The organism is Runella sp. MFBS21, assembly GCF_029433105.1.
In the GTDB taxonomy this organism is placed as follows: Bacteria; Bacteroidota; Bacteroidia; order Cytophagales; family Spirosomataceae; genus Runella.
The window spans coordinates 264,848-291,246 of the sequence record NZ_JARNTW010000003.1; the positions used below are offsets into that span (position 1 = coordinate 264,848).

Sequence of the window (26,399 nt, forward strand, 5' to 3'; positions counted from 1 at the left end):
TTTGCCTTTGTTTTCAATTTACTCACCCCTATGCAAGTTATTAAAAAATCAATCGAAGGCCTGATAGAAATTATACCAGCGGTTTATAAAGATGAAAGAGGGTCTTTTTTTGAGACTTTCAATAAAGAAACTTTTGAGGCGAAAGGAATCCCTACTCATTTTGTTCAAGACAATCAATCTTTCTCCAAAAAAGGCGTTGTAAGAGGATTGCACTTTCAACGCGAGCCATTTGCTCAAGGAAAACTCGTACGAGTAGTATCAGGAAGGGTACTTGACGTGGCCGTCGATATTCGTCCCGACTCCCCTACCTTTGGCAAATACGAAACGGTTGAGCTTTCTGCCGAACTCAACAATTTATTTTATGTGCCAGAAGGGTTTGCTCACGGATTTGTGGCATTAGAAGATTCAATTTTTATCTATAAATGCACCAACGTTTACAACAAAGCTTCAGAGGGAGGGATTATCTGGAACGACCCTGATTTAAACATCGATTGGCAAATCACTAACCCTATTGTCTCCGAAAAAGACCTTCAATTACCCACTTTTAAAGGTTATTTTGACCAAATAGCTTCTTAAGCAATTTATATACCAATTTGATTTAATTTTTTTTCGATAGGTAGCTTTATTAAACCAATAGGTATCAATATTCTGATTTTCTAATGGTTAACAATTATTTTTGTATGCCTATTACTTTGGCACAATTCATGAAAAGATAATTTCATATAACGAAATGTATCTGGAAGCGAATTGTAAACCACCATGCCTTTTTCTTTTCTAAAACGAAATCGTACCTCTCAAGCATCTACTCGTTTTCCGCCTTTTGCGGTAGATATGCATGCTCATATTTTACCGTTGCTTGATAATGGTCCCCAAAGCTTGGAAGAAAGCGTGGCGCTCATCCAAGAAATGGCCTCTCAAGGATTGCGCAAAATTATCGCCACTCCTCACATCATGGGAGAGTTTTACGAAAACAGTATCGAAAATATCCGTAATAGCCGCAATCGACTGCGTAGTGAGCTTATTCGCAAATGTATCTCGGTCGAAATCGACATGGCTGCCGAATACTACCTTGATGTCTCTTTGGTTCATATGCTCGAGCAAGGCCAACCTCTTCTTGCAATTCAAGATACTTACTTGCTGCTAGAAACAAGCATTGTAGGCAGACCTTCATTTTTGTACGAAGCTATCGAACTCATCCAAAAACGCAACTTAGTACCCGTATTAGCTCATCCAGAGCGTTATCATTATTTACAACAAAATTTCGATCTAGTAATTGATTTGCACAGACGAGGGGTATTGTTTCAACTCAATCTCAACTCTTGGCAAAGTAATCACCTTGCTACTCGCCAACTTGCCGAACGCCTAACTACCGAAGGACTGGTATCATTTGTAGGAAGCAATACCCATAATCAGCGCGAATGGAGCCACATCAAAGACTCTATTCATTCCACGGTTTTTGCACGATTGGTAGAAAAAGGGCTTTTAAACTCTCATCTTCTATAAGCGCATTGGAATAGGTTTTGTATGGTCAAAATATATTACCTTTGGAGCCAATCTTTCTTTAGATATGCTCAAAGGATCCAAGTTATACAGTATTCTCCACAATAAGTGCCCTCGCTGTCAAGAAGGCAATTTTTTCAAGAGTAATCAGTCTTTTCGGTGGAAAGACTTTGATAAAATGCATACCAACTGCGAAGTATGCGGAGAGTCATTTGAAAGAGAGCCAGGGTTTTACTTCGGCGGTATGTATGGCAGCTATGCGCTTTATACTTTACTAATTTCCGTTGTTTTTGTATGCTTTGTACTTTGGCTTCAGTTCAATGTTTTGTATGTATTGGGGGTTTTGATTCCAATTTTGATTTTGTCTCAGCCGCTTTTTTTCAGATGGGGTCGATTGCTGTGGATTAATATCTTCGTAAAATATGACCCAGAAGCAGCCAAAAACCCAAAAAAAATCAAACCGAAATGGTAGCCTTGGAAAGTTTGTAAGGCAAAAATTCGTCTACATCGTGACCATAGCGATGAAGCTCTCGGATGATAGTGGAGCTAATTGGAGCTAAATGTGGGGATGTAATAAGAAAAATCGTCTCTACTTCTTCATAAACGTGCCTATTTACCTGCGATATGCTATTTTCGTACTCAAAATCGGTCGTATTTCGTAAACCTCTCAGTAAAAACTGCGCTCCTAATTGACGAGCCATGTTGGCTGTCAAGTCATCATAAGTGGCGGTACTGATTTGTGGATATTTCGCAAACGTTTCGTCAATCAACGCCTTCATTGTTTCTAAGGGAAAGTAGCGCTTTTTGTTTGAATTGTGCCCAATCCCTACGATGATTTCATCAAACAAGTTGAGCCCTCTCAACACTATATCTTCGTGGCCTTTGGTAAAAGGGTCAAACGAGCCTGGAAACAATGCGATACGTTTTTTCATAAAGTTGCGAAATAGATATTGTATAAACTAAAATAACGATGCTCGGGCAAATCTTCAAAAGCTTCTCCTAGCATAATTTTTGGTGGAATATTACCGAACGAAATATGCGATAAAAATTTTTGGAGCAGTTGGTAATCTTCTGAGAAAGGGGTTATCTCACCATAGAGAAAAGCGGATAAATCATCGGCTCTTAAACCTAGTGAATCTAACACAAACATTACAAAATACCCCATATCAGAGGCGACTTTGTAGGCAAACTTGTTGCAAAAAAGCAAGCGGCTATTTTTAGCAATAGTCACTGTCAGATATTCATCTTCGAAGTGAAGGCTCATTACACTTCTGTCTTTTTCGAGCTTCGATTGTATGATCGTTCCCTCAATCAAGGCATGCGTCTGATGCAGAAAAATAGGCTTATGCAACGTATAAGTGTTGAGCATAAATTCGCTGATAGATTTCTGAACAACAAATACATTGCGGGCGCCTAAGTGCCTTACTTCACGGTGTACTACCTGCTCATGCTCAAGAGTCTCTCCTCTCAACAGTTCTAGATAGGAGCCAATATATTCTTTTCGAAAGTACTCATCCGGTATAAGCGTAAAATGAGGCGTATTGAAAGAAACACTCACACTTTTCCAGAGATTATTCCCCAAAAAACGATGCTGCTGAAACAAATCCGACAGCCAAGCCGATTGATTTGGTTCTCGACCAATCCCTGACATGAGATAATCTTCTAAACACAATACCCGTTTTTGGCCGCCGTCAAACACCATGAAACGAAGCCTTTCGGTATTTACTTCCAACATTAATTCATACTCCGCGCATTTTTCGGGGTCAAATCTTTCATCTTTAATCTCCAACAATGGAGTAATCGCGGTCTGTGTAATAAGCATCCGTCTTAAAAATCCTAAGTGAATCGTTAGTTGTGAACTACTTCCGTCAAGGTATTGAGTTCGTTGAGGTAGCCTTTTAAAAGGTAAATATCAGATAAACGGTTGCAATATTTGAAAAGTGTATGCACCTCATGAGATGGGTACTTTTTTATATCTTCAAAATTCATCCAACGTAATTCTTGGATGATTTGGGCGTCGGTAGTCATCTCTGGATCCGAACCAAGAAGCTGCTGCCCTCCTATTACTTTTACTTCAAAAAAAAGCTCTAAAGCATGCAGCGGCGGGTGCATAAATTCGTTTACAAACATCAAAGAACCAATTTCAACATCAAGCCCCGTTTCTTCTTTAAATTCTCTTTTGAGCGCATCGGGAGTAGTTTCTTCAAAATCGATTCCTCCTCCCGGAGGACACCAAAAGGTATCGGTGTTGCCGATTCCACGGTGATTAAGCATCAAAATTTTGTTGTTTTCGATGCATATACCGCATACTCTTATGCGAAGTCGATTGCCATAGAGGCGTTTTACTTCTTCTCTCGCCTTTTCCAAAGTTACAGTCAAGTTGTTTGTTTGAAAGGTCGGCAGCAGTAGTCTACACTGTATCAACATGTTAGCCCAAGGCTACCTTCCTTTTACATTACTTCCCAACTGCAAATATAATCATATATCAATATGGACTTCCCGATATATAACTTTCTAATGATTCGATACGAGCTTTTTGGTCTTTGATAATACTCGTTACCACGTCGTTGATAGAGATAATACCTATTAGCTCCCCTTCATCCACAATCGGCAAGTGTCGAATATGCTTCTCTGACATGATAATCATAGCCTCTTCCAATTTTTGCTCAGAAGAAACCGTAATAAGCTTGGAGGTCATTACGTCTTTGATGAGAGTTTGATTCGAACTTCTCCCCAACAAAATCACTTTGCGGGCATAATCTCTTTCTGAAAAAATACCGACTAACTGACCTTCATCTATGACCAACACTGCCCCAATGTTTTTTTCGGCCATCTGCTGCAATGCTTCCAACACAGTAGCGTCTGACTTGACTGAGAAAATAGCATTGCGGACTTTGTCTTTTAATACATTCTTGATTTTCATTCGTTATAAAAATTAAAGTTAGGAATTAGTTTAGCTAGTCATCAAGAATACCCTCTCTATCACCACATTATCCATTTTATCTCACATTAGGCTTTTGGTATTTTAGGGAACATTTCGCTTAAAGAGACTATGAAAGTATAATTTTTTCTTAAAAAATGAAAATAAAAAAAAAGGAATAATTTATCATGGTTGCGAAATTTGCATTCCTACTGTAGTTTTGAGTACATGAAAGAGACACCGCCTTTGACTTCCGCTGCTTTGGTGCAAAAAGCCTTCCCCCATGAGCCTACTTCGGGTCAGCAGCATTTTTTTACAAAAATTGCCGAGTTTTTAGAAAACGAAGATGTACGCGACTGTTTTTTGCTCAAGGGATATGCCGGAACGGGTAAAACAACCCTCATCAGTACCGTTATCAAAGTTATCACCAAATTTGGCTACAAAACGGTGCTTTTGGCTCCTACCGGGCGTGCTGCCAAGGTCATGAGCAATTACTCCAAGAAAAAAGCCCTGACTATCCATAAAAAAATCTACCGTCAAGTAGCGGATGCTTATACGGGTACGCTGCATTTTGAGCGACAATCCAACAAACACCGCGATACGCTTTTTATCGTTGACGAAGCTTCCATGATTTCGGACGAAGCCGAATTTGGCTCGCATGGCCTTCTGTATGATTTGATTGAGTATGTGTTTGAAGGCATTGGCAATAAACTCCTCATCGTGGGAGATGTGGCTCAGCTACCTCCTATCAATAAAGAACTAAGCCCTGCCCTCGACAAATCGTACCTTGAAAGTACTTTTTATCTCAGCGTGTATGAGCAAGAGCTCACTGAAGTGACGCGCCAAGGCCAACACTCCGGCATCCTGCGCAATGCCACTAGTCTCAGAGATACCCTACCGCTCGAAAAACTTGACATCAAACTTCAAACTAAAGGATTGAGGGATTTTTATAAAATGCCGAGCGACCGCCTCGAAGACGGTCTACGCTATGCTTACGAAAAACACGGCCGCGAAAATGTCACTATCATCACCCGTTCTAATCGCGAAGCGGTACAGCTCAATCAGTTTGTAAGGCGTCAAATCAACGCCGCCGAAGAAGAACTTGAAGTGGGAGATTTGTTGATGATTGTTCGCAACAATTATACCGTCCTCGACGAAGAGTCGCCCGCTGGTTTTTTGGCCAATGGAGATTTTGTGGAAGTAAAACGCATCCGCAAGGAAGAAGAAGTACATGGCTTTCGGTTTGCGACAGTAGAGCTTCAGCTCCTCGATTATGAAGAACAGCCGCCTTTTGAAGCCAAGATTTTTTTGGACACATTGCATTCGCCTAGCCCTTCGCTCACTCAGGAAGAAAACAGGCGGTTGTATGAGGCTGTATTGGAGGATTATATGTATCTCAAAACCAAAAAAGCCCGCAACGAAGCTATCCGCCAAGACGTGTATCTCAATGCCTTACAAGTAAAATTTGCTTATGCTCTTACCTGCCACAAATCCCAAGGAGGGCAATGGAAATCGGTTTTTGTCAATCAAGGTTTTTTACCCGAAGACCAAGTCAACAAGGAGTTTGTGCGTTGGCTTTATACAGCTGTTACACGGGCTACCGATGAAATATTTATGATGAATTTTCACGCTCAATTTTTTGAGTAAATTTTAGCACATCTCATAATAATGCAACTTCATTTTCTTGATATTTCTTACCTAAAAACTGGGAATGAAAAGCAAAAACAAGTATTTCAACTTCTCAACCATTATAAAGTAATGGAGATTTTGAAAGCATTTTCTCCCATTTTGGTAGGTACTATTCCGATTGGAATCGATATTGCATCAAGTGATTTGGATATTATTTGTTGCTGGGACGATAAAGCTAATTTTATCCATATCCTGACCCAAAAATTAGGCAATCAAACTGGATTCAAACTCTACGAAACTATCATCAGAGGTCACCAAGCAGTGGTGGCACAATTTGATTTAGAAGAATTTCCGGTCGAGATTTTTGGGCAAAATATCCCTACTACGCAGCAAATGGGCTACCGACATATGTGCATTGAACACTATCTTCTTTGTCAAAAGGGTGAAAAGTTTAGACAACAAATCATCGACTTAAAACAACAAGGCTACAAAACCGAACCTGCTTTTGGTGTATTGTTAGACCTAGGCGATGATCCTTACCAAGCTCTTCTTCAATACGAAAAAGAGTTTTTGAATAATGATTTCTACAACCTTTTCTCGCCCAAAAACTAGAATAATTTCCTACTTTTACTTCACCTAAGCAATCGACGTGGAACTCACTACTTATCTAAAACAACAAGGGATATACTCGGACTCTATTGGGGAATGGCTCCATGCAAACAGCAAAACAAAAGCCTATCCTAAAGGGCATACCTTGCTGATGCCAGGCGAAATGTCGCATCGGGTGTATTATGTACAGGCAGGTTTGTTGAGGTCTTTTTATACCAAAGACGACAAAGACATTACGCATACTTTTGTGGCTGAAGGTGCTTTCATTTTACCGATTGAATGTATTTTTCACGGCAGCCTTTCCATTTATGGTTACGAGCTGATTGAAAGTTCGGTAATCACCACTTTTCGCTACGACGATTTTAACAAGCTTCACCAATTTCCCGAAATCAAAGAAGTAGAAAAACTGCTTCTGTACGAAGCCGTCAAAAAATTTTCTGACATCATCAATACCATCAAATTCCAATCTGCCAAAGAGCGCTATGAGCGTATGCTCAAAGAGTACCCCAACATTCTGTTGAGGGCGCCTTTAGGTCATATTGCCTCTTATCTGGGCATTACCCAACAAACCCTCAGTGTCATCAGAGGACAGATTTAAGTGTTAGGATTGAAAAAAATTCCTGCATCTCTTCATTTTTTAATCTATCTTAAAAATCCAGAATCACAGGCACCCCAACTTTGCAGCATCAAAACAAAACGCAAATGTTGGACCAAGCCCATATTCACCAAATCATCGTTGCTGACGAAACAGGAATGGCTTCGCTCTTTCCTACACTCAAGCACAAGCTCACTGCCGAGGAAGTGGAGTTTGTGTCTTTGGTTTACTGTATCCAATCCACCAACTATCATTTCCAACCAGAAATAGAGATTCTGCAAAAACATTTCCCTCACCGATTGGTCGTGTTTTTTCAGCAACCTACTTACAGCGATAAGCACTATCTCGTCCGCGAAGTGTTAGAAGCGATTATCAATTCCAACACGAGTGTGGTGGTAGAAGCAATCCTATCTGCTACCCCCGAACTCCGTTTTGAAGCCGAGACGGAGCTACATTTTTTAGGAATTCAAAATATCTCATTTCAAGAACAATATTTTTTAAATCAATAGACAGATGAAAAATCCCATTCTCTATGTATTGCCAAGCGTAGTGTTAATGCTCGCCGCTTGCAATCAGAATCAGCCAGAACAAAAAGCTCTCGCCACTGCCACAACCACTCCCGTAAGTGTAGAAGAAGTGCACACCTCCGCTATCAATAGCGACATTTCGGTCAGTGGAAATATTGAAGGAAATACCACCGTACGTCTTGGTTTTTTGGTGGCAGGCAAAGTAAACTTTATCGCAGCCCGCGAAGGACAAACCATTAAAAAAGGGCAATTGGTAGCAAGTTTAGACCCTACCAACTACAACATTGCCAAGCAGTTATCGGATGTTCAAGCCAATGCCGTAACCGACGAATTTAATCGTCTCAAGCTCCTGCATGACAAGGGAAGTGTCACAGAGAGTGATTTTTCGAAAGTAAATTTTTCACTACAACAAGCCAAACTACAACAGCAACTTCATCAAAAAAACGAAAGTGACACCAAACTATACGCTCCTATCAATGGGGTATTGATGAAAAAATTGACCGAAGTGGGCGAAATTGTTGGTACGGGTATCCCTTGCTTTGTTATCTCAGACATTAGTCGCGTCAAAGTGTTGGCGTATATTCCTGAAGGTGAACTTCATTTTATCAAAATCGGACAGCGCGCCGATATTACTATCTCAGCTTTAGACAAAACATTTTCGGGTCGTGTGATAGAAGTAGGCTCTGCCGCTGATGTGACTTCGAGGGCTTTTACCATCAAAATCGAAGTCGAAAATCCCGGTCAAAGCATTCGCCCAGGCATGATAGCCGAAGCCAAAATCAAAGTAAACGCCACTTCAGAAATGGTGCTTTTGCCCGTCGAAAGTATCAGCCGCGACATTAACAACCAAACCTACGTGTATGTCGTAGACAAATCAGTCAACAAGGCTTTCAAACGAGAAGTAAGTATCGGAAAAATGATTGAAAACAAAGTTGAGATTATTAAAGGACTCAATACCGGCGACGTAGTAGTAACCGCTGGTCAAAACAAAATCACCGATGGCTCTTTGGTCACGATTAAATAAGCAAGACGATGAATATCATACAAGCATCCTTAAAATATAAACAAGTCACAATTTCAGTATTGTTATTGTTGTTTGTGATTGGGATTCAATCTTTGTTGAATATGCCCCGCCGCGAAGACCCAAAAATCACTATTCGCACAGGGCTCGTGGTGGCGTATTATCCCGGTGCCAACTCTTCGCAAGTAGAAGACCAAGTCACCAAAAAATTAGAGCAATATCTATTTCAATACGAAGAAGTAAACAAAGCCAAAACCTACTCTACCACCAAAGATGGCGTGGTAGTCATCAATGTAGAACTTACCGAGAGAGTCAAACAGCCCGATATTTTTTGGAGCAAACTCCGTAACCAACTTCTTGTAGCCAAGCAGCTAGATCTACCAGAAGGCGTCAGAGGGCCTATTGTCAATTCGGACTTTGGCGATACAGAAGCGATGGTAATCGCTTTGGAAAGCCCCACTGCAAGCCCAAGTGAACTCAAAAGCTACGCTCAAAAATTGGAAGATTATCTTCGGACGATTCCTGCCACTTCCAAAGTGAAACGCATTGGTGAACAAAAAGAAGAAATTGTGGTGTCGTCCAATTCAGAAAAGCTATCACAATATGGCATCAGTTTACAGCAAGTAGTAACCCTTTTGCAATCGCAAAACAAGATAAACCCCACTGGCGACATCAAAACCCAAAACAACCAAACCTCACTTTATACCAAAGGTTATTATAATACGGAAGCTGATTTAGCCGATCAGATTGTGGGAACTTCTCAAACGGGTTCGGTCGTAAAATTGGGTGACGTAGCTAAGTTCAAACGTGATTATACCGAGCCTCAAAGCATTATTACAGTCAATGGAAACTCAGCGATTTTGTTGGCTATTCAGATGCAAGAAGGCAACAACATCGTCAAATTTGGTGACGAAGTCAATGCCAAAATCGAGCAAGCTCAAAAAGTCATTCCTTCTCACGTCAAGATTACGACGATTGTGAATCAGCCACATTTGGTACAAGAAAATATTTCGCACTTCATTAAAGAGTTCTTTTTGGCCATTATATCAGTTATTGTAGTGGTGATTTTACTGTTGCCTTTCCGCATTGCGGCAGTAGCTGCTACGGCTATTCCTGTGACGGTAGCCGTCACTTTCGCCCTCATGCACGGCATTGGTATCGAGCTTCATCAAGTATCATTGGCGGCGTTGATTTTGGTATTGGGCATGGTCGTGGATGATGCCATCGTGATTGCCGACAACTACGTGGAGCTTCTGGACGAAGGCATAGACCGCTGGACAGCCGCTTGGCGCAGTGCCAACGACCTAGTCATGCCAGTATTGGTAGCTACGATTACCATTGTGGCGTCGTTTATGCCGATGATTTTGCTCAATGGTAGCGTTGGCGAATTTATTTTTGCCTTACCTATTACGGTGGCCATTGCATTGCTTTCTTCTTTCATAGTAGCTATGTTGCTTACGCCCATGTTATGTTATCTTTTTATCAAAAAAGGTTTACATCAAGCTGACAATCAAGACAAAAAGAAAAGAAAGTCACTGCTCGACTTCATGCAAGAAGGTTATAATCGCCTCATTGATTGGTGCGTAAAATACCCCAAAACCACCATCATCACTAGTTTTGCTTCTATTCTATTGGCAGGTTTATTGTTCAAAGGTGGAGTGCGGCAGTTGTTTTTTCCCGCCGCCGAACGAAATCAATTTATCGTAGAAGTATGGATGCCCACGGGTACTAAATTGGCCAAAACCAATGAAGCCATTAAAAAAGCAGAAGCACTCCTCAAAAATGACAAAAGGGTCGTTTCTTATGCCACCTTTACGGGTACTGCTTCTCCTAGATTTTACTACAATTTTTCGCCTGAGTTTCCTACTACCAACTACGCTCAGATTTTGGTAAACACCACTGACGAAAAAACCGCCGAAACACTGGCCGAAGAGTTGAGTCAAAAAGTAGAAGCTACTATACCAGAGGGCAATACTTTTGTAAAACTCATGCAACAAGGCTCACCGCTCAAAGCACCTTTAGAAGTCAGAATTGTCGGTGACGACTTGGCTCGTTTGAAAGAAATCAGTGAACAAGTAACTTCTATCGTCAAAAATGCCCACGGTAGCCAACAAGTCCGCAATGATTTTGGAGAAGACTATTATGGTCTCTCGCTCAATCTCAAACCCGAAGCTAGTCGCTTAGGATTTACCACAACAAGTATTTCGCAGACGGTTTACACAGGTTTTAGCGGGGCCGCTATTTCAAACATTTATGAAGGCAACAATGCCGTCAATATCGTGCTGCGCTTAGACGACGCCAACCGCCAAAATACGGACGACCTCCAAAGAATATACCTAAAATCACCGATTACGGGAAGTAATGTACCTCTCCGCCAAATAGTAGATGTGGTACCTCAGTGGCAAACAGGCAAAATCATGCACCGCAACGGCGTTCGTACACTTACGGTGCAGTCGGAGGTAGCGCATGGGGTTTTGCCAGCCGAACTTTTGAATCAAATCAAACCGCAGATTGAAAAGCTCTCCTTGCCCAATGGCTATCATATTGAGTACGGAGGCGAATATGCCAACAAACAAGAGACTCTTTCTCAAATGATTACCGCCCTTGTGGTGAGTTTGGTACTAATATTCTTCATTTTGTTGTTTCAATTCAAAAACCTAAAAGAGTCCACCATCGTCATGCTTACGATTCCCTTGAGCTTATTCGGTGCTATTTTAGGTTTAGCCGTCACTGGCAACAACTTTAGTTTTACTGCTTTTATTGGGTTGATTTCGTTGTCGGGGATTGTGGTTCGTAATGCTATCATTCTCGTTGACCACACCAACGAACTCATGCGACATGGTATGGATATCCAAACGGCAGCCGTAGAAAGTGGCAAGCGTCGTCTCCGCCCTATATTTCTGACAGCAATGGCTGCGGCAATCGGTGTACTTCCCATGATTATCTCCCAATCTCCTATGTGGGCGCCTCTCGCAAGCGTGTTGGCCTTTGGAGTAGTTTGGAGCATGATTATGGCACTCATCACAGTTCCGGTACTTTATATCGGCTGGGTCAAGGCCAAAGACAAAAAAGACATTTTATCGAAGGCTGAATTGGAGAATTCGGCAGTTTAAAAATTCAGAAATGTTAAGAGTTACCTCTAGCAGGACTTAAAAATTACGAAAATGAAAAATCTAAAAATATTCACCGTACCCTTGTTGATGTGTGGTATTCTATCCATACAAAATTCTTGGGCACAAACTACTTATTCGTTAGAGCAATTGACGGATGTTGCCCTTAAATCCAACCGTGGCCTAGCCATCAAACAATGGCAGATTGAGGAGCGCAAAGCCAAAGTCAAAGAAGACGAAATCAAACGCTTACCTGCGGTAAATCTCAGTAGTACGTATCAGTATAATTTCAACTTAGCCGAAATCACAATCCCTGCGGGAACCATCGGCACTATCCCTCTTAGTGCCACCAATCAAGTACTTTTGCCCAACCAAGATGAAAGTTTTACGGTTGGTAAAAAAAGTAATTACAACATCGGAGTGAGTGCTTATCAACCTCTTTCGCAACAAGCAAAAATCAAAACGGGCATCGAAGCTAGTAAATTAGAAACGGTGGTAAGTGAAAAAGAAAAGCAAAAAATCACTTTACAAATCAAGCATGGCATTGAGCAACTGTATTTTGGGACACTCATTGCCCAAAAACAACTAGAAGAAGCCCAAGCCAAACTTGAGCTAGCTCATACCCGAATGAAAGATGTCGAAAACGCTTTGGAGGCAGGCAAAACGCTTGATGTCAACAAAGTAGGCTTACTTGCCAATATCGCCGACGAAGAGCAAAACATCTTGAAATTGAATTTTCAGATTCAAAACTATAAATCCGATATTGCTAAATTGGCGGGATTGGAAAGCGAAAACTTCAACTTAGAAAGCTCACTCCCGCTGCTCGTTGGGCTGCCCAACGTGGAAGAACTCAAAACCGAACTTTCTGCTAATCCTGATCTACAACTTGCCAATCTTTCTAAAAACAAAGCAGAATTGGGCATCAAAGCGGCCAAATTGAGCGAGCGGCCAGATTTGGGTTTGATTGCAGGCTATGCCTTCCAAAGTGGCAACCCTTTAGCACCCGCCAACAACCCGTTTGTGGGTATCAATTTAAAATGGAATATCCAAGACTTGTATGCCAACAAACAAACCCAAAAACAACGCGCCTTTCAACTCAAACAAGCCCAAGAAAACATAGATTATACCAAACAGCAGCTTTCGTACGAAATCGACAAAGCCTACCGTAAAGCTCTCCAAAGTAAATCTTTGATTGAGGTCGCCGAAAAAGCCTTAAAGTATCGTCAAGAAGAACTGAAATTACAGACTGACAAACAGGCCGCTGGTATGAATCTCAAAACGGATTTGTTATCAACCAAAGTGCTGGTAGCGAAGGCTGAAGCAGATGTGTATGCCGCTAAAATGTCGTATCTAATAGCTGTGTCGGACTTGGATGTATTGATAGGAAAATAGGGATGCTTTGTCATTTTTTGCATCAGACACGAAATACCTTTTTTGCCCCAAATCATAATTTGGGGCAAGCTATACGTCACGATTTTATTTCTTAGAAATACCCCATACTATCAACCATTGCGCGGCGGCATAGGTACTCATCACAAACAAAGTAGACGCTTCAAAAGGAGATAAAAATTTGTTGAGTGCGATGCCCGAATCAGATAAGATAAACAATATCGCCCCCACTAAAACCCAATTAAAACTGGTAGAAGATACGGACTTAAATCGAAAAGCTGCCGCCACTCCCATACTACACAAACAAATAGAATACGCTACTACGGGTATCCACAATCCTTGATTTTTAGGAGATAAAACCATAGGAGTATGCAAAATTGTCAAAAAAATAAGCCCATACAGCGCAAAAGGTAAAGCCAGTTTCCACCAATTGACCTTTAAATACTGCTTACCTGCGGAGGAAGGAGTCTTTTGAAAAGCCACGATATAAAAAACCTGCATCACAAGAAAAGAACCCAAACCCGCCATAAACATATTGGCTCCCCCAAACATCAAAAACACATCCCCTCCCAGTCCAAACCACATTCCTACCCACAACCAAGGATGAGTCTTCAAATAATCGCGCCTCCAAAACAACAACGAAAGCATAATAAGCGGCTTAAAAACATACACGCCTTCTCTAAACCCTGCATAACTACAAGCTATTTCGACAACGACAATCCCTAAATAAATAATCAGTTTTGAACGCATGAGCAGCTAAATATAATTGAGATACTATTTCTTTTCTTGGCAGAGTTCTATCAAAACTCCATTCGTACCTTTGGGATGCAAGAAGCAAACTAGCTTATTGTCAGCACCTTGCTTGGGGGCCTCATTAAGAAGCACAAAGCCTTCTTCTTTAAGCCGCTGCATTTCACTTACGATATCATCTACTTCAAAAGCGACATGATGGATACCCTCTCCTTTTTTTTCGATAAACTTAGCAATAGGACTATCAGGATTGGTAGCTTCTAGAAGCTCTATTTTGGTTTGATTAACCCTAAAAAAAGAAGTCGTAACTCCCTCTGCTTCTACAGCTTCGTGTTTGTAGGGGGCTATGTTAAAAAGCTTGGAAAATAATTCGTCGGAAGCCGTAATACTCTTGACAGCAATCCCTAAATGTTCGACGTTGGTAAGCATATTCTGATAGTTGATGATTGAAAAAAGATTATTTTTAAAAGACAATATCCCTCCAAGTCTCACGAGTGATTTTTTGATAACTTACTCTACTTAAATTCCTTCTTCATTTTCTGTAAGTTTTAATATTTTTTTTCAAACGTTTGCATTAGTTTTTCTTATTTCTGTCTTTATTTCTTCAAATATTAATAATGTATATTTGCTCAGTCACAAACATTCTTCAAGATATTATTTACTCTAACATACTCAAATGAGCACCACGTCTTATAGCAATGCCGAAATTGCACCCTTATCAAGTTTAGATGAATGGGAAGATGACCTTCTTAAACGTTATCCCGACCCTGATAGCATAGCGCAAGCGAAAGCCAAAGAAGAATTTCGTAACTACGACCAACCGGGCCGTGATACTGTTACGGAGTTTTATCGCCTCAATCACAAATATCAAACTTATGATTTTGTGATGGAAAAAGAACAGGAATTCTTAAAATTTGATAAAAAAGAAATGCCCGTATGGGACGCTTTCCAGTTCTTAAACACCCTTGTCGATGACTCAGATCCAGATATTGAGCTTGACCAGCTTCAGCACCTTCTCCAAACCTCAGAAGCTATCCGTGCCGATGGCCATCCTGATTGGTTTGTGTTGACGGGCTTGCTACATGACATGGGCAAAGTGCTTTGTCTCTTTGGTGAGCCACAATGGGCGGTTGTGGGAGATACTTTCCCTGTGGGCTGCAAGCACTCTGATCGAATCGTTTATCCCGAATTTTTTGATGCCAATCCTGACTCAAAAGATGAAAGATACAACACCCAATACGGTGTGTATGAGCCTAATTGCGGCCTGCGCAACGTACACATGTCGTGGGGCCACGACGAGTATCTTTATCAAATGGTAAAAGATTATTTGCCAGAGTCAGCGCTTTACATGATTCGCTATCACTCATTTTATGCACAGCACCGCGAGCAAGCTTACAATCACCTCATGGATGCTCACGATCACGAATACTTCAAATGGGTAAAATTGTTTAACCCATACGACTTATATTCGAAAGCTCCCACTCCTCCCAACTGGAAAGAGCTTCGTCCTTATTACGAAGATTTGGCAGCGAAATACTTGCCTACTACCTTGAAATTCTAAAAATAAAGAGCGGCTCACACCGCTCTTTATTTTTAATCACCAAATACTTAATTTAGGGCTTCTATTATAAGCTCATGAAAACACCTTCATCTGACCGCCCTGTCACGATCAAAGACATTGCTCGTAAGTTTAAATGCTCTCCTTCAACGGTTTCTAGGGCATTAAACAATCACCCTCTTATTAATGAAGATACCCGCAAAAACTTACAAGAATACGCGCAAAAGGTAGGTTATCAGCGCAATTCGGTGTCGCTTAGCTTACTCAACAAGCGCACAGGTACGCTGGGCGTGATTGTTCCAACGCTCAACCACCAGCACGAAACCGCCATCATCGACGGGTTACAGTCAATACTACAGCCCCAAGGTTACTTGATGAATATCTGTGTCACCAACGAGAGTTATCTTCTAGAAAAAGAATACGTAGAAAAGCTCCTAGCCAATCGAGTAGAAGGGATTTTTCTTTCGATTTCGCAAGAAACCTACGACTCTGGCCACTACGAGCACCTCGAAAGTATCATTCAGCGCAAAGTTCCGTTGGTTTTTATTGACCGTGAATATGGGGGATTTGAGGCCAGTAGAGTCACCATTGACGACTATTACGGTGCATTTGCCGCCACCGAACACCTAGTGAAAATGGGCTGCCAACGAATTGCCCATTTAAAAGGCCCTCACGGTCTGGCGGTGACGGAGCAGCGATTCAATGGATATTTGGACTGCCTCATAAAGTATCAGCTGCCTATCAATGAAGACCTAATCGCCAATACCAATTTCAAAGTCGATAGTGCTGTCATTCCCACCCAACGTTTTATGGAACTCCCTTCTCCTCCAGATGGAATTTTTGGGGTCAACGATCAAGTGGCGATTGGTGCTATGTATGTAATACGCGAGCAAGGATTTGAAGTACCTAGGCAAGTAGCTATTGTTGGTTTTGATGACTCCCCTATTTCGGCTTATATTTCGCCCCCACTTAGCACCGTCAGGCGTCCTGGCAAGCAGATTGGGGCAGAAGCTTCTCGCATTTTTTTGGGAGAAATCAAAGACCGTACTTTACCCTTTGAAAACCTGATACTACCTTCATCGCTCATCATCCGTGAGTCATCTCTTCGGGCTTAAACTTTGATTGCTTTTCAGCTTCTCGTAGCTGATTGCTGGTCATGGTGCTACCATCGTGCGACCATCCGGGAGGGCTAAATACGTATTTTAGCTTGGTTTTCCAGCTTACTTTTCGTCCTAAGTCTTTGAAGATAGCTTTCCATTCATGAAAAATGGTATTCGTCAAACTAGTATCTTCCAATGACTTAGTAAGACCATACCGTACGGGTTCTTCTTCTAATTCTTCTTGAAAAGTACCAAAAATACGATCCCAGATGATAAGACACATACCCATGTTTTTGTCGAGATAGCGGGTATTGGAAGCATGGTGTACGCGATGATGCGAGGGGGTCACAAAAATATATCCTAACCAGCCCAATTTCCCCACGTAATTGGTATGTACAATAATCCCGTAAGTCTGAGTAATAGAGTACATCAATATAATATCGGCTGGCTTGAAACCTACCAATACCAATGGAATGAAATAAACAAACCGATACAACGGCTGAAATACTGAAGAACGAAAACCTGTAGTCAAGTTAAAAAACTCAGATGAATGATGCGTGACATGCACCGCCCAAAAAAACCTACTATAATGGTCTACTACGTGCAACAAGTAAAACACAAAATCTTCGGCCAAAAACAGCAATAACCAATAAGCATACACGTTGGTAATTTCGGTAAAGTGGTATTGATAAAACCAAGCCAAAATCACTACATATACTGCTCGAAAAGCCAAATCAATTCCTCCATTGAAAAGCATCAAAAGAAAATTGGTAAAAGTATCGCGCCACGTATAAAAATGGCGATGTTGCCAATGGCTCAGAAGTGCCTCCAATCCAATTAATATTGCATAAAAAGGCGTTGTTAATTGAATTATGGTTTGTTCTAATTCGTTAGTCATTAGAAAAATACTATTTTTGCGTTGCAAAGTTAGCAAAAAACAAAATATATACGGTGCCAAACTTGACAAACTAGCCTAAACGCCGTATAATAGCACAAATCCCGATAGTACGAGTATGGTAGGAATCATCATGGGTAGTATCTCTGACCTAAAAGTCATGCAAGAAGCTGCCGACATTTTAAAAGAATTTGGAATCAATTACGAGATTGATATAGTTTCAGCCCACCGTACTCCCGAAAAAATGGTCGAATATGGAAAAAGCGCCCGTTTGAGAGGATTAAAGGTCATCATTGCAGGAGCAGGTGGCGCAGCTCATTTGCCTGGAATGGTGGCATCACTTACGACCTTGCCGGTCATTGGAGTACCAGTCAAAAGTAGCAATTCTATTGACGGCTGGGATTCGGTATTGTCTATATTGCAAATGCCCTCTGGTGTACCCGTAGCCACGGTAGCACTCAATGGCGCCCGCAACGCCGGCATTCTGGCCGCCCAAATCATCGGATCGTCCGATGAGAAAGTAGCAGACACTTTATTTGCCTACAAAGAATCTCTCAAAGTCAAAGTCGAAGAAATGAGTGCGGAAGCCCAAAAATACCGGGCATAAATTTTTGTTTATTTCATTAAAACAATCTGAGTAATATCTTTATATAATAATAAAAATCTTACTCAACGCATCATTGTAAATTTCATTTAAAAGAAAATGTCAGAAAACGAAAATAGAAATCGTCGTCCCGAAGAATCTTCGAAATTGCCCTACCTCTCGTTAGGCGTCTTAGTAGTGATGATTGCAGGATTGTTGTACGTAGGTTATGAATACATCGCCGACGATGCCGCCGATGTAGATCAGATACTCAATACACCACTCGATACCACAGGTCGGGAATTGCAGCCCATTCCTAACAATGACGGTCAGCTCGCTCAGCCTCCTGCTACTAGCCAAGCCTCAGAGGAGGCTTCGTCCGAAACGCTGCCTCCGCCTCCAAAAGAAGAAGAATTGGCTACCAAAACCCCAAGACCTGAGCTCGAAGAAGAAACAAAAAAGCCTACTGAAACCAAACCAGTAGAAGAGCCAAAAAAAGTAGTAGTGGATCCAGGAGGCGTTGAAATTACCCATACGGTACAAGCAGGAGAGACTTTTTATGGTATTGCTAATCGCTATAATATCAAAAGCACTACCCTTAAGGGACTTAATCCTAGCATCCAAGATGAAAGCAAAGATGTAAAGTCGGGCGTAACGCGCATCAAAATACGCGTACAAGCCATTCATACTGTAGGGCCTGGGGATATTTTGCGCGTAGTAGCCGATAAATATGGAATCTCAGTGCAACAGTTGATGGCTGCGAACAAAAAGACTAAAAATTTTGCCGAACGTGGTGAAAAGCTGGTTATCCCATTCCCTGAAAAAAAATAGATTAAATCATACTGACTCGGCCTACGTTTGTAACAAGCGTAGGCTTTTTTTGCATAACCTCCCTGCTCAACTCACCTGAGCAAGTCTTTCTTTCCTCCCAAAAAACTCCGAAATCGTAGGCTCAGCTACTTCTTTTACTTCTTGTTCGTTGTAATACACCAAGTGCCATTCCCCTTCCTCATCTTCTACCAATGCACTCAGCGATTCTACCCAATCACCAGAGTTCATATATATCAAGTCTCCAATTTGTCGAATTGCTGGCTGGTGAATATGCCCACATATTACCCCGTCGCAGTTACGAGATTTGGCTAGCTCAGTCAGTTTCTCCTCAAAATCTGAGATATAGCTCACAGCTGCTTTTACACGCTGCTTTACCACCTGCGACAATGAATAGTAGGGCAACCCTCGCCAAGTACGATAGTGATTGTATAACTTATTGACCCACAACAAAAATGTATAACCCATATCCCCCAGATACGCTATCCATTTCATATTGGTAGTAATACTATCAAATACATCCCCATGCGTGACATAAAACCGCTTGTCTTTTGATTTGAGAACGTAATCTTTCCGAATCTGAAACTGTTTGCCTAATTTGAGAGGCATGATTTGATCCATAAAATCATCATGATTACCACGCAAATAAATTACCTTGGTATCATATTCGTCCATCATCTTCAATACAGTCTTAAAAAAAGCGGTATGCTTCTTTTTCCAAGCGCCATATTTCTTAAGCTGCCAGCCGTCGATGATGTCACCGTTCAGAATTAGTTTGCGACACTTATAGTGTTTGAGAAAATTGGTTACTTCTTTGGCCTTGGAACCGCCCGTACCCAAGTGCAAATCTGAAATAACGATTGTCCGAAAATGTGTTGTATTTTTCATGCTATCAAAAAAAATACATTCCTTTTACTTATTCATTTTCAAGGATTTATCGTTTTGCTAATTTTTAAAATAGCTAATAACATTTTGATAACACTACCTATATCAGGAACTTTAGCGACCAAAACATGATTAAACATTTACTTAAAAGAGACATTAGATAAATGTCTCATAAATCTGATTATTGAATGGAAAATCCCGTATTAATTTTTGGTGCCACTGGCTTAGGCTTAGTCGCGTTAGATATTTTTCAAAGAAACAATGTAGTGGTCTACGGACTTCTCGACGACAATACCTCTTTACACAATACCGAAATAGACCAATACCTCGTATTAGGTAGTACTGATGATGACGGTTTTTTGAAGTTGATTGGTAAAAAATGTGAAGCTTTTGTGGCCGTCGAAGAGCGTACTTTACGACGCAACTTGGTCGAAATGCTCAACGAACGCCGTCACATCATGCCCGTCAACGCCATTCATGACACAGCGGTCGTTTCGACTTTAGCCGAAATAGGTCATGGCAATCTTATTGCAGCTCGCGCCGTGATCAATGTAAAAGCAAGCATTGGTCATCACAACCTCATTCAGTCGGGGGCTATAGTAGACCACGGAGCTACCATTGGAGATTATGTAAACATCGGCGCGGGAAGCGTCATTGGAAGCGGGGTTGTTATCGACAACGACGCCTTCATTGGGGCAGGGGCAACCTTGATTGCAGGCGTTAAAATCGGGCAAGGTGCCAGCGTAGGAGCAGGCTCAGTAGTAGTGGAAAATGTACCTGCGGGCGGCAGGGTATTTGGTAATCCCGCGCAGAAAGTGTGATGAATTTGTTATTTGTTTTTATATTTATCTTACAATTAAAAAGCAGAGGAAAGCCTCCTTAAATTCCAATATTCCACTATCAATTAACGAGTTAGCTTAGTTAAGTAGACAACATTTACCACCACCTAGCGACCGATTAAAATTGGCCCAATTGCTCGGTGATGGCCAACCCCACGATGAATACATTCAAGAACAAATCGTTTGGGAGTTAAAACAAATCGTTCATAAACTCAATTTAGTGAAATAAGAGTAAATGCCAGTTCCAACATTAAATGAGTTTTTGAGTGATTTACAGTATTAGGCCTATGTCTACTTTTTAGTGACAATTCAAAAACTAGATTGAGGCAAAATTGGGGGGTGTTATTGCTTGAAATCATCAATTAATAGATGTTGGATAGGTGAATACACAAATTATTGACTGTAAACTATTTACAACTTTTACTTCTGTTTTACTTTGGATAACCTATTACGCCAACAATGACGCTGCTCGATCCTTACCGAGCCGAATATTCAATCGTAAGCCGCACACCTTGCGATATGTCAACCCCGTATCTCCATTGTAATAAAGATAGAAATGCTTGTTGGTTAGGGTCTTGGGGATTGGCCGGTACCACAGAAAGTAACGTCAAATTTTTCGCAGAAACCTTTTCTACCTCATATACTGGGATAGAAGAATTGGGTACTGTGATTTTCAATTGATTATCCCCTAACTGCCATGTCCCAGTGGTGACGTCGTTATCAAGATAACCTGTATAGGTACCATCCTAAGCCAAATTCATCCAAGCCTTATAGGCAGAGGTTAGTCGGCTATACGTTACTACGGATATGCCAGTTGCTACTGACACCACCGTAGAGGACTCATTCTGCCAGCTGCGGGCAATACGTTTGTTAGTAGAGAGTGGACCGTCATTCTGACAACCCGTCAAGATAATCAGCAGCGTTATAAATAGAAGAGCGGTTTTCATAAATTTTTGTTGGCCAGAGTAATATTTACCTACTGCCTGATATATTCAAGCTGATTTCGTTTAATCTTATTCCCTACAACTTCACTTTGCCAAGTATAGCCATCATGAGTAAGCAAGAGATTTGGTGGATTGTATTTATAGGTAACATCAACGCTACTGATAATTTTAGATACTTGGTAGTAAAATTCATCTACCCCATCCTTATCAGTTGTAAATCGGTAGCGATTGTAAAGTATCTCTCCCGTCGTTGAATTCGTAGAATACACGGCGACCCAAGTAGTTCCGGCCAACTTTAGATTAGCTCCGGGTTCACCGTTTTTGGAGCAGCCCAAAAACGTGAATAAAACCAGCAATACGAGTAGTTGTTTCATTAAAATTTTTCTGATATGTTATATCCAACGGCTGGACCTGAATCAATGCTAGATTGAACGCCAACTTTTTGGAGTTTGGTATCAAATATGGAGTAGACTAATACCAATAAGGTCTGTAATAATGCCTGCGACCAACTCCATATCCTACTGCTCCTCCCACAAAAGCCCCTACGACAAATGCTTCGCCCGGAGTAAGCCCCCCCGAACGGTAGCGTGGTGGCAAAGGGCGGGAATTAGTAACCCAGCTTCCTTCTTGCTGGCCAGCGATTTGTTTAGGGTTCTCATAATTGATTGTGCCAGGCACCCAAACTACTTCGAGGCTTTCGTTGGGTTTTATAAATTGATAGCCCGGAAAAGGAGCATACTTGTCTTGGTCGGCTAAAGAAATCACTTTCAATTCCTGATAACGATGGTTGGGATTCCAAACGGTTTCGGTAAAAGTATCCCCATCATAAATAAATTTATAGCCGGTAACAGGCGACCATTGCCCCTCGGTTTTGTCAGACCACGCCATATAGTCCGGATGCAGTAGCCCTGATTTCCAGACGGTTTGTAACCCTCGGGTTTTATCTATAAATTCATAGCCAGGCATAGGATCCCAGATACCTACAATTTCTGTGGTTTCGACTTTAAATTCGGGATGAGGTGTACCTGCCTGCCATTTCACATCGGTATTTTGCCAGAAAAATCGAGATTCAGCGTTATCTGCTCCTATCCAAGTGTAGCCTTCGACTGGTTTTGCCATAAAAGGGCCTGCAATGCTGATTTTGGAAGTCATGGCTGTAGTGAGATGCCAAATCCCCACAAGCCCTGCTAGGATGATTAGAACAAATTTGGGTTTTTTAAAATCGTTCATAATGAATTTAAATTAAAGTTTAATAGACACCCCAATCTTGGTATAAGACAAACCGGTGTAGCCCAGTTCTAAAAACCCGCCGACTGACTTAGAAAAATAGAGCTTCCCTCCTGCAAAAAAATTGATATGTATGGGGCTGTAGTAATAGTAGTAGCCGGAATAGTTTCTATAACCGATTCCTGCACCTGCATACAGATCAAATTTGTTAGAATCTAAGCTGAGTATTCGATTGAAGTGGTAAGACCCTCGTGCACCGATATAAGTAGCCCAATAGCGACGGTAGTAGCTGTTGTAGTAGTAATAAGAACTATAATACGAAGCCCAAGCAAAGTCTAACTGTGCCCCTACACTAATATCAGGGTGGATGCCATATTCGTAAGAAGCTCCGATAGGTAACGCCCTAGAATAGTAGCCATTATAACCCAAACCTAAACCAATGTTGAGGAGGTGATTTCCTTGACTAAAACCATACCCAGTCGAACGTCTGGAAGAAGAACTATACGAAGAACTGCTTCGATTAGAGGAACTTCTTTGGGGAGTGGATGAATAACTATTGCTACGAGGTTGTTGTGTGGGTGAAGTGGTAGTACCACCAGCGGGCAATTTGGTGGCGTTGCTTCCAACATTATCACTTGAGGCTGAACCTGCCGCAGTTTTAGTAGAACCGCCAGCAGGTAGTTTGGTAGCATTGCTTCCTGAGGTTGCCCCCGTCGCAGTTTTAGTAGAACCGCCAGCAGGTAGTTTGGTAGCATTACGTCGTCCATTACTTCCTGAGGTTGACCCCGCGGCGGTCTTATTAGAACCACCGGGCAATTTAGTAGCACTACTGCCTGTACCATTGCCGGAGGATTTGGGTTTTGTTATAGTGGTCTTCTTGGCTGGAGCTTTGGCGGTTTGTGTATACCCGTCAAAATAGCCTATTCCTACAAAGAATAAAAACATCAACAGCTTTTTCATTTATATAATTTTTCAAAAATTCGTAAATTTTTAAAATAATTGAATGCTTCGTAAGGAGTAATGAGGACTTCGTAAAATCTTCCCAAAAGTACTTTTTCGGCCAATGCTGTGAAATGCTGACAATTCTACCAAGCTGCTAATAATTTCATTTTGAAAAAGAGGATAACTCATTAGAGTTATATGCAAGTTGTCGATAAGTTTCAAAATCTCTTTGATTTCCTAATTCATATAACAGCTTCATGGCATTCACCAAATTTCCATTCAAATTTGTAAAACAACCATAGTTATACATCGATAAGCTTGTTTACTTCTATCATATACTTTTTTAATATAATTTTCAGCATCTCTGTATTTATACTTAACAAATACCATTCCTTCCAATGTACTGATTAGAGTTTGTTTGTTAAGTGCTTTTATAAATTTAGACTCTGCTTTTGAATAATCTCCATTTCTATAAAGCTGCCATCCTTTTGAAGTGAGCTTTTCTGAACTTGCACAGCTAAAAAAGGAAAAGTATCGGAAGGGCATAGAAAATCGTATAAACATGAAAGCGTTTCATCGGAATGAGGGTTAATTTTAAAATAAACTCGTTTGATTCTAAAAATATCCGATATAATCTACCACAAAAACCACAAACGGGTTGTAGTTTTTGTGATACTGAAGTTTTTCTTACCTTGTCACATTAACTTTGATACAGTCAGAAACGCTAGAGGGAGACACTTGTCCCGATCCAGAAACTGTTGCTCCCGAGGCGAGATATACAGTCGTGTTCCAGTCAATTTTGTTACCATCTAAAAATTGATACGCGACTGTTCCTTGTGCCGAACAATTCCCTGGAGCAGATGAATATATCGCAGAAATAGTTCCAATATCACGTCCGTTAACAGTTACATCAATTTTAACGATAGGAATACCATTAAAAAAGCCTGCACTTGCATAAAAAGTAGCATTTGAATATTTACAGCTTCCGTCATTTACTTCAGCTACAAGATCTCTATTCAATGCATTTGGGTCTGTACAGCCTTTTTTCTTTTGGCACGAAGAAAACAACAAATTGACTGCTACTACAATCGTCATTAAGAGTAATAAGTTTCTTTTCATAATGGGGGAGATTAATATGATGCCTACTTTATAAAATGGATTCGGCTTATTCATTTATTTTATTTTTATTACATTGCATTTATCTGTTCTCCCATCATAAAAATTAAAAATAAGACCATCACCATCAGGATATTCTTTTTTTGCTTTCCTTATAAGTTTGTCACGAACATCTTGAAACTGCCCGCTACCCCATGTCATAGAGGACTTTACTGTGCCAATATATTTGTATTCTTTTACTGGTTTAGAGTTTACAAAAATATAATACCCTTGAATTTGGCCAACTTCTGCTGTTGAACTTCTAGGTTCATAACTAGCAGCTTTCAGAGCAAGCAATGATGTCAATGTCACACCCTATAAAAGTTCCAAAAATTATTCTTTTCATTTTTATTATTATTGTGTTTTCTAGTATCATCTCGTATTCCAAAATTGTTTTTAACCCCATTTAAGAAGACAAAATCTATATTTGATAAAATACAAACCCAAAAATGATGATTCAAAACAGTCATATTATCAACTAAAGAAGAATATCAATAGAAATACCAATTTTGATTTAAGCCCAAAATCATCACTTTTGGGTAAGGGTCAGTATAAAATCAAATTTCTCTATTTTTATGCACCAATGGCCAAAATCAAAACCAACCAAAGTCCTGAGCTAATACCATATCTAGTCCATATTTTTTTCTTTTTAATCTTATGAGCCTGTTGTCTATAAGCTTGATTGTATTCATGGCTTTTCATCAACTGTGAACTTTGATAATTCAAATTATTATCAGAAGGTTCTGATGATGAACAAGCTACTGCCGGAATTAAACCAACTAAAGGGCTAAATAGAATCGTTGTCGCGCCAGTCCAGCCAGCACCTGAATTTTTTCCCTTGTAATTGGTGATTGCATCCTCTCTTCCTTTTATTCTCATATCGATTGAAGCATTATTATCCATATTGGTACTGGTGTTTGCCTTTTGAGATTCTGTAAAAATATCTTTAGAGCCATTTTGGTAGCGGATCATCAATACATCTGACTTCAATATTGTGAATACTGGACCGTTTAAATTATCAAATTTTTTGTATTTTATTTCAGTTGTTGTTATTTCAGTTACTTTAGCCTGAATATCTTCACTCGTTTTTTTTGTAATAATATCTTGTGAAAAACAAAAAGTTAAAGAAAACAATACTAGAATCGCTGTTAAGAAGTTTTTTTTCATTTTTTTAGTTGTTTTAAATTTATCCATTTATAAGGCTTTTTAAATTTGTTTCGTTTTTTTAAATGGTTTTCGCTCTCCATTTGTCATGATTTAAACATTATTGCTTGTTACAAGCAAATTTCTTATTTCACTTTCTAACGTCTTCTTATTTGACTTCACAAAGGTCTTAAATATCCATTTACTACGCCATCATAGTTTTTATTATTCGTCTAATAAGTATTATTAG

At 40.5% G+C, this 26,399-nt stretch carries 31 protein-coding genes; 15 read left to right on the plus strand and 16 right to left on the minus strand.

Features of this window, described 5'->3' with window-relative positions:
- Positions 1–30 precede the first annotated feature (30 nt).
- The 3 genes from rfbC to P1X15_RS08520 all read left to right on the plus strand — a co-directional run bounded on the left by rfbC (position 31) and on the right by P1X15_RS08520 (position 1,972).
- Positions 31–576, plus strand: coding sequence for a dTDP-4-dehydrorhamnose 3,5-epimerase (rfbC, locus tag P1X15_RS08510; protein WP_277337721.1), 546 nt, complete (start codon positions 31–33; stop codon positions 574–576).
- A 183-nt stretch (positions 577–759) separates the two neighbouring features.
- Positions 760–1,503 carry a tyrosine-protein phosphatase gene (locus P1X15_RS08515; protein ID WP_277337722.1) on the plus strand — a complete coding sequence of 248 codons (744 nt, stop codon included), beginning with the start codon at positions 760–762 and terminating at the stop codon, positions 1,501–1,503.
- A gap of 64 nt (positions 1,504–1,567) precedes the next feature.
- Positions 1,568–1,972, plus strand: coding sequence for a DUF983 domain-containing protein (locus P1X15_RS08520; RefSeq protein ID WP_277337723.1), 405 nt, complete (start codon positions 1,568–1,570; stop codon positions 1,970–1,972).
- On the opposite strand, the gene coaD is transcribed toward P1X15_RS08520, so the two are convergent.
- The 4 genes from coaD to P1X15_RS08540 form a co-directional block, all read right to left on the minus strand.
- Positions 1,956–2,432 (minus strand): pantetheine-phosphate adenylyltransferase, encoded by a 477-nt coding sequence (gene coaD, locus P1X15_RS08525; protein WP_277337724.1) that lies wholly within the window; start codon positions 2,430–2,432, stop codon positions 1,956–1,958. The genes P1X15_RS08520 and coaD overlap by 17 nt on opposite strands.
- The gene (locus tag P1X15_RS08530; protein WP_277337725.1) at positions 2,429–3,322 is read right to left on the minus strand and encodes a DUF3822 family protein; all 894 of its coding nucleotides are present in this window, start codon (positions 3,320–3,322) and stop codon (positions 2,429–2,431) included. Before P1X15_RS08530 ends, coaD begins: the two co-directional genes overlap by 4 nt.
- Before the next feature lie 26 nt (positions 3,323–3,348).
- Positions 3,349–3,879, minus strand: a complete 531-nt coding sequence (locus tag P1X15_RS08535) for an NUDIX domain-containing protein (protein WP_277337726.1) — start codon at positions 3,877–3,879, stop codon at positions 3,349–3,351.
- Between the two features lie 106 nt (positions 3,880–3,985).
- Positions 3,986–4,423: a CBS domain-containing protein gene (locus tag P1X15_RS08540; RefSeq protein WP_277337727.1), complete on the minus strand. Its 438-nt coding sequence runs from the start codon at positions 4,421–4,423 to the stop codon at positions 3,986–3,988.
- Positions 4,424–4,648: 225 nt separating this feature from the next.
- On the opposite strand from P1X15_RS08540, the gene P1X15_RS08545 reads away from it, so the two are divergent.
- From P1X15_RS08545 to P1X15_RS08575, 7 genes are all read left to right on the plus strand, one after another.
- Entirely contained in the window at positions 4,649–6,067 is a 1,419-nt protein-coding gene (locus P1X15_RS08545) for an ATP-dependent RecD-like DNA helicase (RefSeq protein WP_028666731.1), read from the plus strand.
- 21 nt (positions 6,068–6,088) lie between these two features.
- The gene (locus tag P1X15_RS08550; RefSeq protein ID WP_277337728.1) at positions 6,089–6,661 is read left to right on the plus strand and encodes a DUF4269 domain-containing protein; all 573 of its coding nucleotides are present in this window, start codon (positions 6,089–6,091) and stop codon (positions 6,659–6,661) included.
- A gap of 37 nt (positions 6,662–6,698) precedes the next feature.
- Entirely contained in the window at positions 6,699–7,256 is a 558-nt protein-coding gene (locus P1X15_RS08555; protein WP_277337729.1) for a Crp/Fnr family transcriptional regulator, read from the plus strand.
- A gap of 104 nt (positions 7,257–7,360) precedes the next feature.
- Positions 7,361–7,762: a hypothetical protein gene (locus P1X15_RS08560; protein WP_277337730.1), complete on the plus strand. Its 402-nt coding sequence runs from the start codon at positions 7,361–7,363 to the stop codon at positions 7,760–7,762.
- 4 nt (positions 7,763–7,766) lie between these two features.
- Positions 7,767–8,804: an efflux RND transporter periplasmic adaptor subunit gene (locus tag P1X15_RS08565; protein WP_277337731.1), complete on the plus strand. Its 1,038-nt coding sequence runs from the start codon at positions 7,767–7,769 to the stop codon at positions 8,802–8,804.
- Between the two features lie 8 nt (positions 8,805–8,812).
- Positions 8,813–11,914 (plus strand): efflux RND transporter permease subunit, encoded by a 3,102-nt coding sequence (locus tag P1X15_RS08570; RefSeq protein ID WP_277337732.1) that lies wholly within the window; start codon positions 8,813–8,815, stop codon positions 11,912–11,914.
- 51 nt (positions 11,915–11,965) lie between these two features.
- Positions 11,966–13,303, plus strand: coding sequence for a TolC family protein (locus P1X15_RS08575; protein WP_277337733.1), 1,338 nt, complete (start codon positions 11,966–11,968; stop codon positions 13,301–13,303).
- Positions 13,304–13,387: 84 nt separating this feature from the next.
- On the opposite strand, the gene P1X15_RS08580 is transcribed toward P1X15_RS08575, so the two are convergent.
- Together P1X15_RS08580 and mce are read right to left on the minus strand one after the other, a co-directional pair.
- Positions 13,388–14,050 carry a lysoplasmalogenase gene (locus P1X15_RS08580; RefSeq protein WP_277337734.1) on the minus strand — a complete coding sequence of 221 codons (663 nt, stop codon included), beginning with the start codon at positions 14,048–14,050 and terminating at the stop codon, positions 13,388–13,390.
- Between the two features lie 24 nt (positions 14,051–14,074).
- Complete coding sequence (gene mce / locus P1X15_RS08585) at positions 14,075–14,479, minus strand: methylmalonyl-CoA epimerase (protein ID WP_277337735.1); 405 nt, start codon at positions 14,477–14,479, stop codon at positions 14,075–14,077.
- A 247-nt stretch (positions 14,480–14,726) separates the two neighbouring features.
- Between mce and P1X15_RS08590 the strand changes: the two genes are divergently transcribed.
- Complete coding sequence (locus tag P1X15_RS08590; protein ID WP_277337736.1) at positions 14,727–15,611, plus strand: inositol oxygenase family protein; 885 nt, start codon at positions 14,727–14,729, stop codon at positions 15,609–15,611.
- Positions 15,612–15,685: 74 nt separating this feature from the next.
- Entirely contained in the window at positions 15,686–16,723 is a 1,038-nt protein-coding gene (locus P1X15_RS08595; protein ID WP_277337737.1) for a LacI family DNA-binding transcriptional regulator, read from the plus strand.
- Here the strand turns inward: P1X15_RS08595 and P1X15_RS08600 are convergent.
- A complete protein-coding gene (locus P1X15_RS08600; protein WP_277337738.1) occupies positions 16,695–17,606 on the minus strand; it encodes a sterol desaturase family protein in 912 nt (303 codons plus the stop codon). The genes P1X15_RS08595 and P1X15_RS08600 overlap by 29 nt on opposite strands.
- 115 nt (positions 17,607–17,721) lie before the next feature.
- On the opposite strand from P1X15_RS08600, the gene purE reads away from it, so the two are divergent.
- Together purE and P1X15_RS08610 are read left to right on the plus strand one after the other, a co-directional pair.
- Positions 17,722–18,210: a 5-(carboxyamino)imidazole ribonucleotide mutase gene (purE, locus tag P1X15_RS08605; RefSeq protein WP_277337739.1), complete on the plus strand. Its 489-nt coding sequence runs from the start codon at positions 17,722–17,724 to the stop codon at positions 18,208–18,210.
- A gap of 96 nt (positions 18,211–18,306) precedes the next feature.
- A complete protein-coding gene (locus tag P1X15_RS08610) occupies positions 18,307–19,017 on the plus strand; it encodes a LysM peptidoglycan-binding domain-containing protein (protein ID WP_277337740.1) in 711 nt (236 codons plus the stop codon).
- Between the two features lie 66 nt (positions 19,018–19,083).
- Here P1X15_RS08610 and P1X15_RS08615 read toward each other — a convergent pair whose 3' ends face one another.
- Positions 19,084–19,902 (minus strand): UDP-2,3-diacylglucosamine diphosphatase, encoded by an 819-nt coding sequence (locus tag P1X15_RS08615; protein ID WP_277337741.1) that lies wholly within the window; start codon positions 19,900–19,902, stop codon positions 19,084–19,086.
- Positions 19,903–20,087: 185 nt separating this feature from the next.
- Between P1X15_RS08615 and P1X15_RS08620 the strand changes: the two genes are divergently transcribed.
- Positions 20,088–20,720 (plus strand): acetyltransferase, encoded by a 633-nt coding sequence (locus P1X15_RS08620; RefSeq protein WP_277337742.1) that lies wholly within the window; start codon positions 20,088–20,090, stop codon positions 20,718–20,720.
- Positions 20,721–21,214: 494 nt separating this feature from the next.
- Here P1X15_RS08620 and P1X15_RS08625 read toward each other — a convergent pair whose 3' ends face one another.
- The 8 genes from P1X15_RS08625 to P1X15_RS08660 form a co-directional block, all read right to left on the minus strand.
- The gene (locus P1X15_RS08625; protein WP_277337743.1) at positions 21,215–21,415 is read right to left on the minus strand and encodes a hypothetical protein; all 201 of its coding nucleotides are present in this window, start codon (positions 21,413–21,415) and stop codon (positions 21,215–21,217) included.
- A gap of 69 nt (positions 21,416–21,484) precedes the next feature.
- Positions 21,485–21,685: a hypothetical protein gene (locus P1X15_RS08630; protein ID WP_277337744.1), complete on the minus strand. Its 201-nt coding sequence runs from the start codon at positions 21,683–21,685 to the stop codon at positions 21,485–21,487.
- A 29-nt stretch (positions 21,686–21,714) separates the two neighbouring features.
- Positions 21,715–22,056 carry a hypothetical protein gene (locus P1X15_RS08635; protein WP_277337745.1) on the minus strand — a complete coding sequence of 114 codons (342 nt, stop codon included), beginning with the start codon at positions 22,054–22,056 and terminating at the stop codon, positions 21,715–21,717.
- Positions 22,057–22,153: 97 nt separating this feature from the next.
- Positions 22,154–22,912, minus strand: coding sequence for a hypothetical protein (locus P1X15_RS08640; protein ID WP_277337746.1), 759 nt, complete (start codon positions 22,910–22,912; stop codon positions 22,154–22,156).
- 12 nt (positions 22,913–22,924) lie between these two features.
- Positions 22,925–23,869, minus strand: coding sequence for a hypothetical protein (locus tag P1X15_RS08645; RefSeq protein ID WP_277337747.1), 945 nt, complete (start codon positions 23,867–23,869; stop codon positions 22,925–22,927).
- A gap of 669 nt (positions 23,870–24,538) precedes the next feature.
- A complete protein-coding gene (locus P1X15_RS08650) occupies positions 24,539–24,970 on the minus strand; it encodes a hypothetical protein (protein ID WP_277337748.1) in 432 nt (143 codons plus the stop codon).
- 54 nt (positions 24,971–25,024) lie between these two features.
- Positions 25,025–25,318 carry a hypothetical protein gene (locus tag P1X15_RS08655; protein WP_277337749.1) on the minus strand — a complete coding sequence of 98 codons (294 nt, stop codon included), beginning with the start codon at positions 25,316–25,318 and terminating at the stop codon, positions 25,025–25,027.
- Positions 25,319–25,579: 261 nt separating this feature from the next.
- Positions 25,580–26,173: a hypothetical protein gene (locus tag P1X15_RS08660; protein WP_277337750.1), complete on the minus strand. Its 594-nt coding sequence runs from the start codon at positions 26,171–26,173 to the stop codon at positions 25,580–25,582.
- Positions 26,174–26,399 lie beyond the last annotated feature (226 nt).

Excerpts from the sequence above, each read along its gene's own strand:
- rfbC (WP_277337721.1), top strand. The coding sequence starts at position 31 with ATGCAAGTTATTAAAAAATCAATCGAAGGCCTGATAGAAATTATACCA.
- P1X15_RS08515 (WP_277337722.1), top strand. The coding sequence starts at position 760 with ATGCCTTTTTCTTTTCTAAAACGAAATCGTACCTCTCAAGCATCTACT.
- P1X15_RS08520 (WP_277337723.1), top strand. The coding sequence starts at position 1,568 with ATGCTCAAAGGATCCAAGTTATACAGTATTCTCCACAATAAGTGCCCT.
- coaD (WP_277337724.1), bottom strand. The coding sequence starts at position 2,432 with ATGAAAAAACGTATCGCATTGTTTCCAGGCTCGTTTGACCCTTTTACC.
- P1X15_RS08530 (WP_277337725.1), bottom strand. The coding sequence starts at position 3,322 with ATGCTTATTACACAGACCGCGATTACTCCATTGTTGGAGATTAAAGAT.
- P1X15_RS08540 (WP_277337727.1), bottom strand. The coding sequence starts at position 4,423 with ATGAAAATCAAGAATGTATTAAAAGACAAAGTCCGCAATGCTATTTTC.
- P1X15_RS08545 (WP_028666731.1), top strand. The coding sequence starts at position 4,649 with ATGAAAGAGACACCGCCTTTGACTTCCGCTGCTTTGGTGCAAAAAGCC.
- P1X15_RS08550 (WP_277337728.1), top strand. The coding sequence starts at position 6,089 with ATGCAACTTCATTTTCTTGATATTTCTTACCTAAAAACTGGGAATGAA.
- P1X15_RS08560 (WP_277337730.1), top strand. The coding sequence starts at position 7,361 with ATGTTGGACCAAGCCCATATTCACCAAATCATCGTTGCTGACGAAACA.
- P1X15_RS08565 (WP_277337731.1), top strand. The coding sequence starts at position 7,767 with ATGAAAAATCCCATTCTCTATGTATTGCCAAGCGTAGTGTTAATGCTC.
- P1X15_RS08570 (WP_277337732.1), top strand. The coding sequence starts at position 8,813 with ATGAATATCATACAAGCATCCTTAAAATATAAACAAGTCACAATTTCA.
- P1X15_RS08575 (WP_277337733.1), top strand. The coding sequence starts at position 11,966 with ATGAAAAATCTAAAAATATTCACCGTACCCTTGTTGATGTGTGGTATT.
- P1X15_RS08580 (WP_277337734.1), bottom strand. The coding sequence starts at position 14,050 with ATGCGTTCAAAACTGATTATTTATTTAGGGATTGTCGTTGTCGAAATA.
- mce (WP_277337735.1), bottom strand. The coding sequence starts at position 14,479 with ATGCTTACCAACGTCGAACATTTAGGGATTGCTGTCAAGAGTATTACG.
- P1X15_RS08590 (WP_277337736.1), top strand. The coding sequence starts at position 14,727 with ATGAGCACCACGTCTTATAGCAATGCCGAAATTGCACCCTTATCAAGT.
- P1X15_RS08595 (WP_277337737.1), top strand. The coding sequence starts at position 15,686 with ATGAAAACACCTTCATCTGACCGCCCTGTCACGATCAAAGACATTGCT.
- P1X15_RS08600 (WP_277337738.1), bottom strand. The coding sequence starts at position 17,606 with ATGACTAACGAATTAGAACAAACCATAATTCAATTAACAACGCCTTTT.
- purE (WP_277337739.1), top strand. The coding sequence starts at position 17,722 with ATGGTAGGAATCATCATGGGTAGTATCTCTGACCTAAAAGTCATGCAA.
- P1X15_RS08610 (WP_277337740.1), top strand. The coding sequence starts at position 18,307 with ATGTCAGAAAACGAAAATAGAAATCGTCGTCCCGAAGAATCTTCGAAA.
- P1X15_RS08615 (WP_277337741.1), bottom strand. The coding sequence starts at position 19,902 with ATGAAAAATACAACACATTTTCGGACAATCGTTATTTCAGATTTGCAC.
- P1X15_RS08620 (WP_277337742.1), top strand. The coding sequence starts at position 20,088 with ATGGAAAATCCCGTATTAATTTTTGGTGCCACTGGCTTAGGCTTAGTC.
- P1X15_RS08630 (WP_277337744.1), bottom strand. The coding sequence starts at position 21,685 with ATGAAAACCGCTCTTCTATTTATAACGCTGCTGATTATCTTGACGGGT.
- P1X15_RS08635 (WP_277337745.1), bottom strand. The coding sequence starts at position 22,056 with ATGAAACAACTACTCGTATTGCTGGTTTTATTCACGTTTTTGGGCTGC.
- P1X15_RS08640 (WP_277337746.1), bottom strand. The coding sequence starts at position 22,912 with ATGAACGATTTTAAAAAACCCAAATTTGTTCTAATCATCCTAGCAGGG.
- P1X15_RS08645 (WP_277337747.1), bottom strand. The coding sequence starts at position 23,869 with ATGAAAAAGCTGTTGATGTTTTTATTCTTTGTAGGAATAGGCTATTTT.
- P1X15_RS08650 (WP_277337748.1), bottom strand. The coding sequence starts at position 24,970 with ATGAAAAGAAACTTATTACTCTTAATGACGATTGTAGTAGCAGTCAAT.
- P1X15_RS08660 (WP_277337750.1), bottom strand. The coding sequence starts at position 26,173 with ATGAAAAAAAACTTCTTAACAGCGATTCTAGTATTGTTTTCTTTAACT.